Annotated in this window: 13 protein-coding genes and 1 other annotated feature; of the genes, 9 read left to right on the forward strand and 4 right to left on the reverse strand. The window is 43.4% G+C overall.

The genetic code is table 11. From position 1 onward, the window contains the following. The first annotated feature begins 65 nt into the window (after positions 1-65). From K8B83_RS14555 to hisIE, 9 genes are all read left to right on the forward strand, one after another. Positions 66-1,409, forward strand: coding sequence for a hypothetical protein (locus K8B83_RS14555; RefSeq protein ID WP_188739157.1), 1,344 nt, complete (start codon positions 66-68; stop codon positions 1,407-1,409). Between the two features lie 254 nt (positions 1,410-1,663). Then, positions 1,664-1,782: a sequence feature (His leader region), on the forward strand. A 71-nt stretch (positions 1,783-1,853) separates the two neighbouring features. Continuing rightward, positions 1,854-2,753 carry an ATP phosphoribosyltransferase gene (gene hisG / locus K8B83_RS14560; RefSeq protein ID WP_188739158.1) on the forward strand — a complete coding sequence of 300 codons (900 nt, stop codon included), beginning with the start codon at positions 1,854-1,856 and terminating at the stop codon, positions 2,751-2,753. A 5-nt stretch (positions 2,754-2,758) separates the two neighbouring features. Continuing rightward, a complete protein-coding gene (hisD, locus tag K8B83_RS14565) occupies positions 2,759-4,051 on the forward strand; it encodes a histidinol dehydrogenase (RefSeq protein ID WP_188739159.1) in 1,293 nt (430 codons plus the stop codon). Positions 4,052-4,078: 27 nt separating this feature from the next. Then, the gene (gene hisC, locus K8B83_RS14570; protein ID WP_188739160.1) at positions 4,079-5,140 is read left to right on the forward strand and encodes a histidinol-phosphate transaminase; all 1,062 of its coding nucleotides are present in this window, start codon (positions 4,079-4,081) and stop codon (positions 5,138-5,140) included. A gap of 61 nt (positions 5,141-5,201) precedes the next feature. Further along, on the forward strand, positions 5,202-6,269 hold the full coding sequence (gene hisB, locus K8B83_RS14575) for a bifunctional histidinol-phosphatase/imidazoleglycerol-phosphate dehydratase HisB (RefSeq protein WP_188739161.1): 1,068 nt from the start codon (positions 5,202-5,204) through the stop codon (positions 6,267-6,269). Between the two features lie 9 nt (positions 6,270-6,278). Then, the gene (gene hisH, locus K8B83_RS14580; RefSeq protein WP_223417621.1) at positions 6,279-6,941 is read left to right on the forward strand and encodes an imidazole glycerol phosphate synthase subunit HisH; all 663 of its coding nucleotides are present in this window, start codon (positions 6,279-6,281) and stop codon (positions 6,939-6,941) included. Further along, positions 6,938-7,675, forward strand: a complete 738-nt coding sequence (gene hisA, locus K8B83_RS14585; protein ID WP_188739163.1) for a 1-(5-phosphoribosyl)-5-[(5-phosphoribosylamino)methylideneamino]imidazole-4-carboxamide isomerase — start codon at positions 6,938-6,940, stop codon at positions 7,673-7,675. Before hisH ends, hisA begins: the two co-directional genes overlap by 4 nt. Beyond that, positions 7,657-8,430 carry an imidazole glycerol phosphate synthase subunit HisF gene (hisF, locus tag K8B83_RS14590; protein WP_223417627.1) on the forward strand — a complete coding sequence of 258 codons (774 nt, stop codon included), beginning with the start codon at positions 7,657-7,659 and terminating at the stop codon, positions 8,428-8,430. Before hisA ends, hisF begins: the two co-directional genes overlap by 19 nt. A 23-nt stretch (positions 8,431-8,453) precedes the next feature. Next, complete coding sequence (hisIE, locus tag K8B83_RS14595) at positions 8,454-9,077, forward strand: bifunctional phosphoribosyl-AMP cyclohydrolase/phosphoribosyl-ATP diphosphatase HisIE (protein ID WP_223417632.1); 624 nt, start codon at positions 8,454-8,456, stop codon at positions 9,075-9,077. An 86-nt stretch (positions 9,078-9,163) separates the two neighbouring features. On the opposite strand, the gene K8B83_RS14600 is transcribed toward hisIE, so the two are convergent. The 4 genes from K8B83_RS14600 to pheT form a co-directional block, all read right to left on the reverse strand. Beyond that, on the reverse strand, positions 9,164-10,033 hold the full coding sequence (locus tag K8B83_RS14600; RefSeq protein ID WP_223417634.1) for a mechanosensitive ion channel family protein: 870 nt from the start codon (positions 10,031-10,033) through the stop codon (positions 9,164-9,166). 48 nt (positions 10,034-10,081) lie between these two features. Further along, positions 10,082-11,017, reverse strand: a complete 936-nt coding sequence (gene lpxM, locus K8B83_RS14605) for a lauroyl-Kdo(2)-lipid IV(A) myristoyltransferase (RefSeq protein ID WP_188739167.1) — start codon at positions 11,015-11,017, stop codon at positions 10,082-10,084. 417 nt (positions 11,018-11,434) lie between these two features. Next, complete coding sequence (gene ihfA, locus K8B83_RS14610; protein WP_160052251.1) at positions 11,435-11,734, reverse strand: integration host factor subunit alpha; 300 nt, start codon at positions 11,732-11,734, stop codon at positions 11,435-11,437. Positions 11,735-11,737: 3 nt separating this feature from the next. Further along, positions 11,738-14,125 (reverse strand): phenylalanine--tRNA ligase subunit beta, encoded by a 2,388-nt coding sequence (gene pheT / locus K8B83_RS14615; RefSeq protein ID WP_188739168.1) that lies wholly within the window; start codon positions 14,123-14,125, stop codon positions 11,738-11,740. Positions 14,126-14,140 lie beyond the last annotated feature (15 nt).

The following is a 14,140-nucleotide window of genomic DNA, read 5'->3' on the forward strand; positions in this document are numbered from 1 at the left end:
TTGGTATTAAATGTCTTATATGCTATTAACAGCTTAAATGTGAATTGTGCTTAAGGAAAAGCAAAATGAAATGGTTAATTGTGGTGTTCCTCAGTTGGTGCATTGGCTTTATAAGCTACCCACTTATTTGGCAAAATGATGCTGATAATCCCCAAGGCCAGCAACCACTCACCACTGATACCGCAATATTTCAGTCCAAAGGAATGACAGTCTCATCCAAGACAACTATGAGTACATCACCACAGGACGATAACACAGGCCATGATAGTGAAGCGATAAAAGCACCAATATTACAAGATGCCACGCCATACATGTCAATATTTAAGATCATGCAACTCGCTGAACAAGATCCTTTAGAAGCCTTACTTATTGCTCAAGAAACTCAACACGAGGACTTATACGGCTTTATCTTAGAAATAGCCGGCAAAAAACAAATTTCGAATGTTATTTCTTGGCTTGAACAACAAAAACAGACTGAACAATACGAATCGTTACTCGACAGCTATTTGCGAGGCTTAGCTTCAGTTAATCCCCAGCAAGCGTTAAGCGAAGTTGACATACTCACCACCGAGCCAATGAAAAGCTCTGTCATTATGTCGATTGTTGACTCATGGGCCAGTACAGATGCTATGGCAGCATTTCAGTGGCTAAAGCAACAACCCGAAACGCCCTCAACGCTTAAAATGTACTTAAATACCATGTACTACTATATTGAGCAATCACCCACAGAAGCAGCAAGTCTCATATCATCACTCCCCCTAAATGAGTCTACTAATTATCTTATTACGTCCATGGTATATCAATTAGTTGAAAAAAATATTCAAGAAGCCATTGACTGGCTAGACAGCATTGCAATCGATCAACGCGCAAATGGTGTTTTTATTATTTCCCGTAAAATGGCAGAAACCGATCCGGAAGCAGCTTTGGCCTTTTTAAACAACCAAAAACAAACGTACGAATTAAATCTCGATTATTACAACAGCGCCGTTGCAGAGATTGCCAGCGTAGATCCCGACATGATGTTGGATAGAATTGAAAATTACGACGCCAATGTGCAACGCGATATTATCATTAATGCCAGTTACGCCCTTGCAGACTATTCTGAATCCCAATTTTTACAAGTTGTTGCCATGCTCTCTGAAGACAATCAAGATATTGCCTATCGCCAAAGAGCAAGCCAATTAACTCAAACCGATCCGCAACAAGCCTTTAATATTGCTGAGCGGATCAGCGACACCAGCGTCCGTTTAGAATCCATTATTAGTACAGTTAATGTGTGGAGTGGTTTTGATAAAAAAAATGCCCTAATTGCCATTGAGAACTCAAACCAATTAACCGCCAGCCAAAAAGCGGATATCAGTAGTCAAATGCAACTTCAGCTCACTTCCTCCAATATGATTTATCCATAACCCCAAAAGGAGACTAAATTAAGGTAAGCATCATGAGTAAAAATCATCATGAGCTCTTAATGCATAACTTATGCAAAAAATTTGGTAATAAAATGACAGAAATGCTTTGTTCACTATTGCAAACAAGCATAAATGCGGTTAAGTTAACTGCAAGTCGTTTTACACAGTAACAAATGAGTGAATAATTCCTCATTTAAAGTGATTTTTTAAGACAACCACAAGAGAACAAACATGAACATCCAAGTGACTACAATCCATCATCATCACCATATGCGGTAGCCTTCGGATGCTTACTGCCGGAGGACGTTATCCTTCTGGTGGTGAACACATTTTCACATAAACCCCTGGAAGGAATTTCAGGGGTTTTTTGTTTTCTGCTCTTTGTTTTTAGAAATAATATTTTAATTTACAACATTTTATAGTTAACACATAAGGAAGTATCACATGAGCCAGTCAAAGCGTTTACGCATCGCCATTCAAAAATCGGGGCGATTATCAAAAGAGTCACAACAGCTACTTAAAAGCTGTGGTGTGAAATTTAACGTTAATGAACAACGTCTTATTGCTCACGCTGATAACATGCCAATTGATTTATTACGTGTGCGTGATGATGACATTCCTGGTCTAGTTATGGACGGAGTGGTCGACCTAGGCATCATTGGCGAAAACGTACTAGAAGAAGAACAAATCGAACGTCAAACACTCAATAAACCATCAGCTTGTACCAAGTTACGTGAATTAGATTTTGGCTCTTGTCGTTTATCTCTTGCTGTACCAAATGAGTTTGAATACAAGGATGCCACCTCACTTGAAGGCTTACGTATAGCCACCTCTTACCCAAATCTACTGCGCCGCTTTATGCAAGAAAAAGGCATTAACTACAGTGACTGTATGCTAAAAGGTTCAGTTGAAGTCGCCCCAAGAGCCGGCTTGTCTGACGGGATCTGTGACTTGGTCTCTACCGGTGCCACACTCGAAGCTAACGGCTTATATGAAACCGAAGTGATTTACCGTTCAATGGCCTGCGTTATTCAATCAAACGAAGATCAAACGCCAGAAAAACAAGCGCTCATCGACAAAATTTTATCCCGCATGAATGGCGTTATCCGCGCTCGTGAAAGCAAATACATCTTATTGCACGCCCCAACCGAAACATTAGACCAAATTGTAGCGCTACTACCCGGTGCTGAAAACCCAACGGTATTGCCATTAAACGATGACACTAACCGTGTGGCAATCCATGCAGTAAGCAGCGAAGATTTGTTCTGGGATACCATGGAAGAATTAACCGCCCTAGGCGCAAGCTCAATTCTTGTTATGCCAATTGAAAAAATGATGGGGTAACACAGATGCAAATTCTCGATTGGGCCTCTTTGACAACGGCTGAGCAGCAGCAAACCTTAGCACGTTCACCACTGATTGGTGATGCCAGTGTTGAGCAAGGCGTACGCGATATTATTGAACAGGTTAGTAGTCAAGGTGATGCGGCGCTAATTAACTTTAACAAGCGTTTTGATGGTGTTGAACTCACCAAACTGGCATTAACGGCTGAGCAAATTAATGCTGCATGCGAACGTGTTAGTGTCGATGTTAAGCAAGCTATAGCACAAGCTGTTGCAAACATTGAAACATTTCACAAAGCACAAGTGTTTAATGGTGTTGATATTGAGACCCAAGCGGGAATTCGTTGTGAGTTAAGAAGTGAGCCAATTGAACGCGTTGGTTTATATATTCCAGGTGGTACAGCGCCACTTATCTCTACTGTGATGATGCTGGCTTTACCTGCAAAGATCGCCGGCTGTGAAAAACGTGTATTAGTGAGCCCACCACCGATTAACGATGCCATTGTGTATGCTGCTAATGTGTGTGGCATTACCGACATATTCCAAGTGGGCGGAGCTCAGGCCATAGCAGCATTAGCATTTGGTACTGAGTCTGTACCTAATGTAGACAAAATTTTTGGCCCAGGTAATCGCTACGTTACTGAAGCAAAACGTTTAGTGTCGCAAGACAGTCGAGTAAGCGTATCAATTGATATGCCCGCAGGCCCATCAGAAGTATTGGTGATTGCCGACAAAGACGCAAACCCAGCATTTGTGGCCTCAGATTTACTGTCACAAGCAGAGCATGGCGTTGATTCACAAGTGATGTTAGTCACTGACTCAGTTGACTTAGCGCAAGCTGTAAATCAAGCGTTAGTTGAACAACTCGCACAATTGAGCCGTAAAGACATTGCAGCAAAAGCACTAGAATGCAGCCGCAGTATTATTGTGAGCGACATGATTGAAGCCGCTAAAGTATCTAACTTATATGGCCCAGAACACTTGATAATTCAAACCAGCTCGCCACGTGATGTGCTTAAAAAAATACGCGGTGCGGGCTCAGTATTTCTAGGCGCATATACGCCAGAGTCTGTCGGTGATTACGCCAGTGGCACTAACCATGTATTACCAACTTATGGTTACAGCCGCTCGGTTTCAAGTTTGTCGCTCGCTGATTTCAGCCGCCGCTTTACTGTTCAAGAGTTGAGTGTACAAGGCTTACAAAGCCTAGGTCAAAGTGTCATGGTACTGGCCGAAAATGAACTGCTAGATGCCCATAAAAATGCCATCGCAATTCGCCTAGCCAGCCTACAACAATGATAGTTTAGTGAAATAGAGAACATAGCCATGAGCCAAAACACAGCAGCGCTTTTTGATCCAAAACAGTTGGCCAGACCAGAATTACTCAAATTAACCCCATATCAAAGTGCAAGACGCATTGGCGGGCGGGGAGATATTTGGATCAATGCTAACGAATCACCGTTTAACAACAGTGATTTAGATAAAGTAAACCGCTACCCAGAATGCCAACCTCCAGAGCTTATCAATGCATACAGCAATTACTCTGGTGTTAAGGCCAGTAACATTATTGCCAGTCGCGGCGCTGATGAAGCGATTGAATTGTTAATCCGCACTTTTTGCGTACCAGGTGTCGACAGTATCGCTTGTTTTGGGCCCACATACGGCATGTACGCCATTAGTGCTGCCACGTTTAATGTTGGAGTTACGGCGCTCAGTTTAACTGATAATTACCAACTACCTGATGCATGGCCGAATCAAATTGGCGACGCTAAAATTGTGTTTATTTGTAACCCAAATAACCCAACGGGTACTGTGATATCAAAAGAGAACATTGAGCAAGCCATTCAAGCTGCGCCAAATGCCATTGTTGTCGTTGACGAAGCCTATATTGAGTTTTGCCCAGAGTATAGCGTGGCAGATTTACTCAGCACCTACCCTAACCTTGTGGTGCTGCGCACATTATCAAAAGCATTTGCATTGGCCGGCGCGCGTTGTGGCTTTATGTTAGCCAATGATGCCATTATCGATTTAGTCATGTTAGTGATTGCGCCTTATCCAGTGCCACTCCCTGTATCAGAATTAGCCACTAAAGCCTTGAGCGCGCAAGGTCTTGACACCATGCAAACTCAGGTGGCCACATTAGTAGAACAAGGCCTGCGATTAAGTGCGGCACTAAGTGCTTTTGGCGCTCAAGTACTGCCAGCAAACGGTAACTACGTGTTAGCTAAATTTGACGATGTTGCCAGTGTAGCTGAGCGCTTACGTGAGGCAGGCATTGTTGCCCGTGCATATAAAGACCCTCGTTTAGCCGATGCTATCCGTTTTAGTTTTACTAACGAGCTACAAACCAATGCCATAATTGCATTGTTTAACGGCTCTGCGGCTTAAACCCAATTGACATTTGTAAAAATTAACTAAAAAAATTACACCCTATTGTTAAGGTAGTCACATGAAACAGAACATATTATTCATCGACCGCGATGGCACATTAGTAGAAGAGCCAGCAATCGATAAGCAATTAGACCGCTTAGAAAAACTGGTTTTTGAGCCGCAAGTTATCCCAGCATTACTCAAGTTACAAAAAGCCGGTTTTCGCTTAGTGATGGTGAGTAATCAAGACGGTTTAGGCACCCCTTCATTTCCAAAAGAAGACTTTGACGCCCCGCACAATATGATGATGCAAATCTTTTCTAGCCAAGGTGTTAAATTTGACGATGTGGTCATTTGCCCACACTTTAATGACGAAAACTGCAGCTGTCGCAAACCCAAACTTGGCTTGGTTAAAGACTACTTAACTCAAGGTAAAATCGATTTTACCACCTCAGCCGTGATTGGCGATCGTGACACTGACGTCGAGCTTGCCAATGCCATGGGCATTAAAAGCTTTAAATACGACCGTACAACGCTTAACTGGGATGACATCGCCAATGCCCTATTAAGCAAAGGCCGTATCGCCACGGTAGTACGTACCACCAAAGAAACCGACATTAAAGTGACCATAGACTTAGACAGCCAAGCCAAAGGGGTAATTGAAACAGGCATCGGCTTTTTTGACCACATGCTTGATCAAATTCAAACCCACGGTAATTTCAAAATGGACGTCCACGTCGACGGCGATTTAGAAATTGACGACCACCACAGCGTTGAAGACACCGCCCTAGCCATTGGTGATGCGATTCGCCAAGCATTAGGCGACAAACGTGGTATTGCGCGTTTTGGTTTTAGCTTACCGATGGATGAAGCCAGCGGCGAGTGTTTAATGGATATCTCAGGGCGTCCATTTATTAAATTCAATGCAGATTTTGACCGTGAAATGGTCGGCGAAATGGCCACCGAGATGGTCCCGCATTTCTTCCGCTCATTTGCTGATGGCCTTCGTTGTACATTACACATTGGCTCAACAGGCGATAACGATCACCACAAAGTAGAAGCACTGTTTAAAGTCTTAGGTCGCACACTTCGCCAAGCGGTGAAAGTCGAAGGCGACATACTGCCATCAAGCAAAGGCGTTCTGTAAGGAGTTAACGTGACACAAGAATCTGTTTCTTCAATCAATGCCAATGACTTAACTGTAATTATCGACACGGGTTGCGCCAATTTAAGCTCTGTGCGTTTTGCGTTTGAGCGCCTAAAAGCCAATGTCGTTGTCAGTGCAGACTTTGATGTTATTCGCAGCGCCGCTCGCGTTGTTTTGCCAGGTGTTGGCACAGCAGGTGCGGCAATGGATGCGTTAAAGCAAAAAAACTTAATCGAGTTGATTAAAAGTTTAACTCAACCAGTGATGGGCGTGTGTCTTGGCATGCAAATGCTCGCCAATTTATCTAATGAACATGGCGGACGCAGTGAGCAAGATATTACCTGCTTAGGGCTTGTGCCTACAGATATTGGCGACCTTGACAGCAAAGGCTTGCCTTTACCCCACATGGGCTGGAACCAAATAGAGGTTAGCGACCATCCGCTATTTAACGGGATTGAAAATGGCAGCTATGTGTATTTTGTTCACAGCTACCGCGCGCCCATTAGTGAATACACCTTAGCCAGCAGCACTTATGGCGAATCATTCAGTGCGGCCATTGGTAAAGATAACTTTTTCGGGGTGCAATTCCACCCTGAAAAAAGCGCCAAAGTCGGTGCGCAGATTTTACAGAACTTTTTACAGATGGGATTAAACATGGGGACATCACAGTGATTATTCCAGCCATTGATTTAATTGACGGCCAAGTGGTGCGTTTATACCAAGGTGACTACGACAAACAAACCACCTTCGACTTAAGCCCGCTGGCACAACTGCAATCTTATCAAGCACAAGGTGCCAAACTGCTGCATATTGTTGACCTCACAGGGGCAAAAGATCCCGCTAAACGTCAAACCCAACTGATCAGCGAGTTAGCCGCTGGCCTTGAGGTTGATATTCAAGTGGGCGGCGGTATTCGCAGTGAAGAGCAAGTTGCAGAGCTGCTCAATATTGGGGTTAAACGTGTGGTGATTGGCTCACTGGCCGTTAAAGAACCTGAACTGGTAAAAAGCTGGTTTGTAAAATACGGTAGCGACGCTATTTGTTTAGCCCTTGATGTCAACATTAATGAGGCTGGCGAAAAAATAGTGGCGGTTTCTGGCTGGCAATCAGGTGGCGGTAAGTCATTAGAATCGTTAGTCGCCGAGTTTGAAAGCGTTGGCCTTAAACATGCTTTAGTTACCGACATCAGCCGTGATGGCACTCTGACAGGCGCTAATACTGAGCTTTATACTGAGCTTGCATCGGTTTACCCAAACATTTTGTGGCAAGCATCGGGCGGTATCGCCACCCTAGATAACGTAGCCGCAGTGCGTGACAGTAAAGCCTCAGGCATTATTATTGGTAAAGCCTTGCTTATTAATCAATTTACCGTTGAGGAGGCAATACAATGCTGGCCAAACGTATAGTTCCGTGTCTTGACGTTCGTGAAGGTAAAGTGGTTAAAGGCGTGCAGTTTCGCAACCATGAAATTGTCGGCGACATCGTTCCACTCGCCGCCCGATATGCCGAAGAAGGCGCAGATGAGCTGGTGTTTTATGACATTACCGCCAGTGCCCACGACCGGGTTATCGATAAGTCCTGGGTGAGCCGTGTTGCTGAACAAATTGATATTCCCTTTTGTGTGGCCGGTGGCATTAAAACCATTGAGCAAGCGCGCGAGAAACTGGCTTTTGGTGCCGATAAAATCTCGATTAACTCGCCAGCATTAACCGACCCAAGCTTAATATCGCGCTTGCAAGATGAGTTTGGTCGCCAATGTATTGTGATTGGGATTGACTCATACTACGACGCTGCAACTGACAGCTACAAAGTGAAACAGTTTACCGGCGATGAAGCCGCCACCAAAGACACCCAATGGTATACGCAAGATTGGGTTGAAGAAGTACAAAAACGCGGTTGTGGTGAAATTGTGCTTAACGTTATGAACCAGGACGGCGTGCGTGGCGGTTACGACATAAAACAATTAAGCATGATCCGCGCTATTTGTGACGTGCCATTAATTGCTTCAGGTGGTGCGGGCACCATGGAACACTTTAAAGAGGTGTTTGAACAGGCTAAAGTCGACGCTGCATTGGCTGCTAGTGTATTCCACAAAGGCATTATTGATATTGGCGAATTAAAGCAATATTTACACGCCAATCACATTGCCATTCGTTTATAACCTTGCCGAAAAAGAGAACACCAATGACTGATATCGTATTTGACAGCACAAGCGTAGATTGGGACAAACAACAGGGGCTTATCCCTGCAGTTGTTCAACATCACCTAACCGGCAAAGTGCTGATGCTAGGCTACATGGACCAAGCTGCATTAGAAAAAACCTTAACCACTAAACAAGTCACTTTTTTTAGCCGCTCAAAACAGCGTTTATGGACCAAAGGTGAAACCTCTGGTAATACCCTTGATTTAATCGCTATTGATAAAGATTGCGACAACGACAGTTTTTTAGTGCAAGTCATCCCAAACGGCCCAACCTGCCACACTGGCACAGAAAGCTGCTGGAAAGACGGTAACGCGCACCCTTTTATTGATAATCTGACCCACTTGATTATTTCACGTAAAGGCCAAAGCGCCGACTCAAGCTATACCGCGTCATTATTTGAGCGTGGCACTAAACGTATTGCCCAAAAAGTCGGTGAAGAAGGCTTAGAAACCGCCCTTGCCGCAGCCACTCATGACAAAGAAGAGCTGGTCAATGAAGCCTCAGATCTCATGTACCACTTAATCGTGCTACTAGAAGATCAAGGGTTATCAATGGCTGATATTAATAAAAACTTATTAGACCGCCACACCAAAGCCAGCAAATAGCCTAAATATCACCATGCTTGAGTATGGCTACATAAACAATAAAAAAGACGCCGCGGCGTCTTTTTTACTAAAAGGTAAACGTAAGTTTAGTTTTTATCACTTCGGGTAATGGTGAGATTACCATCCACATGCAAATCACGTTGCGGGTAAGCGATCACGACGTTATGCTCGTTAAACAACTCATAAATTCTAAATCTTATTTCACTTCTACGGCGACGAATGTCGGTTTCAGACACCGCATTAACCCAAAAAACGGTATCGAATGTTAATGCGTTATCGCCAAAATCTTCAAATAATACCAATGGTTTAGGCTTATCGTTAATGTCATCCCGCTCTGCTAATACTTGAAATAACAGTTTTTGAACTAACACAACGTCTGAGCCGTATGCCACACCAACACGCACAAAAGTACGTGCATTTTGATCAATTAACGTCCAGTTGGTCACGGTGTTTTCAAGTAACTGGCTGTTTGGCACCAACATATGCACACCGTCGTTACGACGAATAAGCGTAGAGCGAGTATTAATACATTCAACCACACCACGAGCATCGCCTACTTCTAAAAAGTCGCCAATACGAATTGGGCGCTCCCACATCAAAATCCAACCAGAAATGAAGTTGTTAATGATGTTTTGCGCGCCAAAACCCACACCAATCGCAATCGCACCCGAGACAAAAGCAAATGCAGTTAATGGGATATTTAAAATATCCATACTAGTAATAACCAAAATAGCGATGGTGAGTACTAAATACATACGAGAAAATAAGTGCACGGCATCTGCACTTACGTTGCGTCTGCGTAATGCACTAACAATGATTTTTCCGACTCGGCTAACGATAAACCAAGCAAGAAAAATATAAAGTGGCACTTGGATTATTTGTAATAAAGTAATTGGACTACTGTCATAAGTGAACACCACAAACGACAGAGCAGATAGCAATTCGTTAAAATCCATATACACCTCTTATTATTGTTTAAACATCTTAAATGCCACGACCATATTTTAGTAAAACCTCTGCTCGCCTGGTGGTCGGGTTTTGAGTAATCTTAAAAACCACATGTATTGTTCTGGATAGGCAGTAATCACCTGCTCTACAACTTTGTTTAATGCCAACGCTTCGTTTTCTTTACCCACCATATCTTGGGGGGCAATTGCAGGCATTACTGTCATAATAAATTGCCTATCTTGTTCATTATAACCAATTTTAACAGGCATCACTTGAGCATTACCGGCTTGAGCAAGACGACCAACCACAGGCAATGTTGCTTTAACTGTACCTAAAAACGGCGTAAATACGCTTTTATCTGGCCCTAAATCTTCATCGGGCAAATAAAAGAAGCTGTTATCTTTTTTAAGCTCTGCTAATAACGCACGGATCCCAGCTTCACGCATGTACACTCGGCCATTTTGGCTGCTACGCATACGATTGCTAAACCAGTTAAATAAGTCATTACGATGAGCCTTAGCCATGGTCACTAACGGAATTTCCATATTAACACGTAGCCCTGCATACTCCATTGGCCACACATGAGGCATGATAAAAATGATTGGCTGACCGGCATCTCTGGCCGCTTTAACATGTTCAAAACCATTCATTTGAATGCGACGCTTTAAATGTGCGGTAGATCTAAACAGTAATTCGGCTTGCGACAATAAGACCAACACAAACATTTTTACATTTTGCTCAACTAACGCTTCAACTTCTGTTTCCGACATTTCTGGAAAACAATGACTGATGTTAATTCTGGCTATCCTGATTGGTTTTTTGGCTATTTTCATCACAATAACCGCTAAACGTCTGGCAATAGGATCGCGAACACTGGCGGGTAAAATACCAAACAAAAACAACACAGCAATGGCTAACCATGTTGGCCAAAAACGCGGGTGTAACAACGCCATTTTAAAACGGGTATCAAAATGTTTTGCTTCTCGAGACAAAAGAACACTCCAAATAAACGTATACGAACAAAAACATCTCAATGTTAATATTCGGTGAAATATTATTATACCATTGTGCGTGAATAAGTAATGACTTAGCGAGAGTTTAAAGGTTTAAACAAGGCACATGACTAAAGAAATCGTTATTCTTTTTCAAAATCATGCAGCACATTGTAAGCCATTTTAAAAATCGCCTAAAAGGTATGCTCCAGCGGTTTGTGGTAATTAAAAGGGAACAACCATTGCGGCATGCATCACTTTAATCAAAAACCGTTGGACGCATTCTGAGTAATCACTTAGTCATTCGGTTCGTATTATACCAAGGTTTGCTAAACTCAAAAACAAAAGAGCCACTCAATTAAGAGTGGCTCTTAGTCATACAGATCCAAAATTTGGATTGGCGTATTAACCAGTGATTTATTTTTTACCCGAGTTTGCAGCTTCAACGCGTGATTTTAACTTCTGTCCAGGACGGAAGGTAACGACACGACGTGCAGAAATGGGAATATCTTCACCAGTTTTCGGGTTCCTTCCCGGTCTTTGATTCTTGTCCCTAAGGTCAAAGTTGCCAAAGCCAGATAACTTGACCTGCTCACCATTTTCGAGTGCTTCACGAATTTCTTCAAAAAAAGACTCAACCATCTCTTTGGCTACACGTTTATTAATGCCTAACGTTTCAAAAAGATGCTCTGCCATTTCGGCTTTGGTAAGTGCCATACTTTAATCCCTCAACGATGCGTTGAACTCGGTCTTAAGAGCCGATAAGACTGAATCCATAGTTTCAGTGATATCTTTTTCTTCAAGTGTACGAGTAGTGTCTTGTAATGTAAGTGCGATAGCGAGGCTCTTTTTGCCAGGCTCAACACCTTTACCTTGGTATACATCGAACAAGTTTAAGCCAACCAACTGATTTTCGCCAACTTTTCTTATCAAATTCATAACATCAGTGGCAGAAACTGCTTCATCTACTACAAGCGCAATATCGCGACGGTTAGCAGGAAACTTAGATACAGCTTGGGCTAGCGGCAAACGGGCGTGCAATAATGCATCCAGTTCTAACTCAAAAACAATTGTTTTGCCATTGAGTCCAAACGGCTTTTCCAAACTAGGATGGATAGCGCCGATGTAACCAATGACTCGATTATTTCTTAATATTTCAGCACATTGTCCTGGATGCAGCGCAGGATGTGTTGCCCCTTTAAAACTAAATTCAGAAGAGGCAACTGTCAAGCCAAGAATTGCTTCTAAATCACCTTTTAAATCAAAGAAGTCGACAGTTTTTGACTCCATTGACCAATGTTCTTCGTTTTGCACACCTGAAATAACCGCGCCCAGCATGGCTTGCTGGCGAACGCCAGAATCTGCTTGTGCATCAGGAACAAAGCGCAAACCGGTTTCAAATAATCTTACTCGACCTTGTTGACGGCTCTGGTTGTAACCCACAGCGGTTAATAATCCAGTAAACATAGACAAACGCATTGCCGACATTTCGATTGAAATAGGATTTGGTAACACCATGGCTTCTTGGCCTGGGTGCACTAAATTTTGCATTTTAGGGTCAACAAAGCTGTAAGTTACTGCCTCTTGGAAACCACGAGCAACAAAAATGCTACGCACACGCTTAAGCGAAATGTCTGCTTCTTTGTGATCTGGCATGGTAAGCGATGCTTGTGGGGCGGTATTAGGGATGTTGTTGTAACCATAAATACGTGCCACTTCTTCGATTAAATCTTCTTCAATCGCCATGTCAAAACGGTAAGTTGCAGTTGTAACCTGCCATGCATCATTTGCTGTTTCAACGCTAAAGCCTAAACGCTGTAAAATCTCTACTACGTCAGCATCAGGAATATGATGACCTAAGGTTTTATCTAACTTACTGCGACGTAATGTGATCTTTGCCGCTTTTGGTAAATGCTCAGCAGATACCGCTTCAATCACTTGCCCTGCTTCACCACCACAAATATCAAGCACAAGACGTGTAGCACGGTCCATTACTTTGTGTTGTAGCTCAGGGTCAACGCCGCGTTCAAAACGGTGTGACGCGTCTGTGTGCAAGCCTAAACGACGCGACTTACCCATAATGGCAAGAGGGGCAAAAAATGCGCACTCTAACAAGATGTCTTGGGTGTTTTCATTAACGCCAGTGCTTTCGCCGCCAAACACACCTGCAAGTGCAACGGCTTGTTTGTCGTCGGCAATCACTAAGGTGTCGTTTGGCACGGTAATTTCGTTACCATCAAGCAAGGTTAACTTTTCAACGCCATCGGCTAAACGCACGGTAATACCGCCGTTTAGGGTGTTTAAGTCAAACGCGTGCATTGGTTGACCAAATTCAATCAGCACATAATTGGTAATGTCGACAATCGGGTCGATTGAACGAATACCGCTTCGACGCAGCTTTTCTTGCATCCATAACGGCGTGGCAGCATTAACATTGATATTTTTAACCACACGACCTAAATATCGTGGGCATAAATCTGGCGCAACCACGTTGATGCTAAATGGTGCATCAATTGTGGCATCAACTGCTTGCCATGTTGGCTCCGTTACTGCTTGACGGTTTAATACGCCCACTTCGCGCGCAAGACCTGCCATGCCTAAACAGTCGGCACGGTTAGCAGTTAAATCAACATCAATGATGGCATCATCAAGTTGTAAAAATTCACGTACATTCACACCTAATGGTGCATCTTGTGGCAGCTCAATAATGCCATCGCTTTCGATGTCGATGCCAAGCTCACCGTATGAGCACAACATGCCCATTGAAGGTTGGCCACGTAATTTGGCTTTTTTGATTTTAAAGTCGCCAGGTAATACTGCGCCAACCATAGCAACAGCCACTTTTAAACCTAAACGACAGTTTGGCGCACCACAAACGATATCAATTAGCTCGTCGCCACCCACATTGATTTTGGTTACACGTAATTTGTCAGCATCAGGGTGCTGGCCACATTCAACCACTTCGCCAATGATCACGCCGCTAAAATCAGCCGCTACAGGGTCTACGCCGTCGACTTCAAGGCCGGCCATGGTAATTTGGTGTGATAACTCGTCACGACTTACAGATGGGTTAACCCACTCACGAAGCCAAGATTCACTGAATTTCATCTAATTATTGCTCCG

It is taken from the genome of Shewanella inventionis (assembly GCF_019931735.1).
Lineage (GTDB): Bacteria > Pseudomonadota > Gammaproteobacteria > Enterobacterales > Shewanellaceae > Shewanella > Shewanella inventionis.

What these genes read in the sequence shown, in the direction of transcription:
- hisF (WP_223417627.1), top strand. Translation starts at nt 7,657, where the DNA reads ATGCTGGCCAAACGTATAGTTCCGTGTCTTGACGTTCGTGAAGGTAAA.
- pheT (WP_188739168.1), bottom strand. Translation starts at nt 14,125, where the DNA reads ATGAAATTCAGTGAATCTTGGCTTCGTGAGTGGGTTAACCCATCTGTA.
- hisIE (WP_223417632.1), top strand. Translation starts at nt 8,454, where the DNA reads ATGACTGATATCGTATTTGACAGCACAAGCGTAGATTGGGACAAACAA.
- K8B83_RS14600 (WP_223417634.1), bottom strand. Translation starts at nt 10,033, where the DNA reads ATGGATTTTAACGAATTGCTATCTGCTCTGTCGTTTGTGGTGTTCACT.
- hisB (WP_188739161.1), top strand. Translation starts at nt 5,202, where the DNA reads ATGAAACAGAACATATTATTCATCGACCGCGATGGCACATTAGTAGAA.
- hisC (WP_188739160.1), top strand. Translation starts at nt 4,079, where the DNA reads ATGAGCCAAAACACAGCAGCGCTTTTTGATCCAAAACAGTTGGCCAGA.
- hisD (WP_188739159.1), top strand. Translation starts at nt 2,759, where the DNA reads ATGCAAATTCTCGATTGGGCCTCTTTGACAACGGCTGAGCAGCAGCAA.
- ihfA (WP_160052251.1), bottom strand. Translation starts at nt 11,734, where the DNA reads ATGGCACTTACCAAAGCCGAAATGGCAGAGCATCTTTTTGAAACGTTA.
- K8B83_RS14555 (WP_188739157.1), top strand. Translation starts at nt 66, where the DNA reads ATGAAATGGTTAATTGTGGTGTTCCTCAGTTGGTGCATTGGCTTTATA.
- hisG (WP_188739158.1), top strand. Translation starts at nt 1,854, where the DNA reads ATGAGCCAGTCAAAGCGTTTACGCATCGCCATTCAAAAATCGGGGCGA.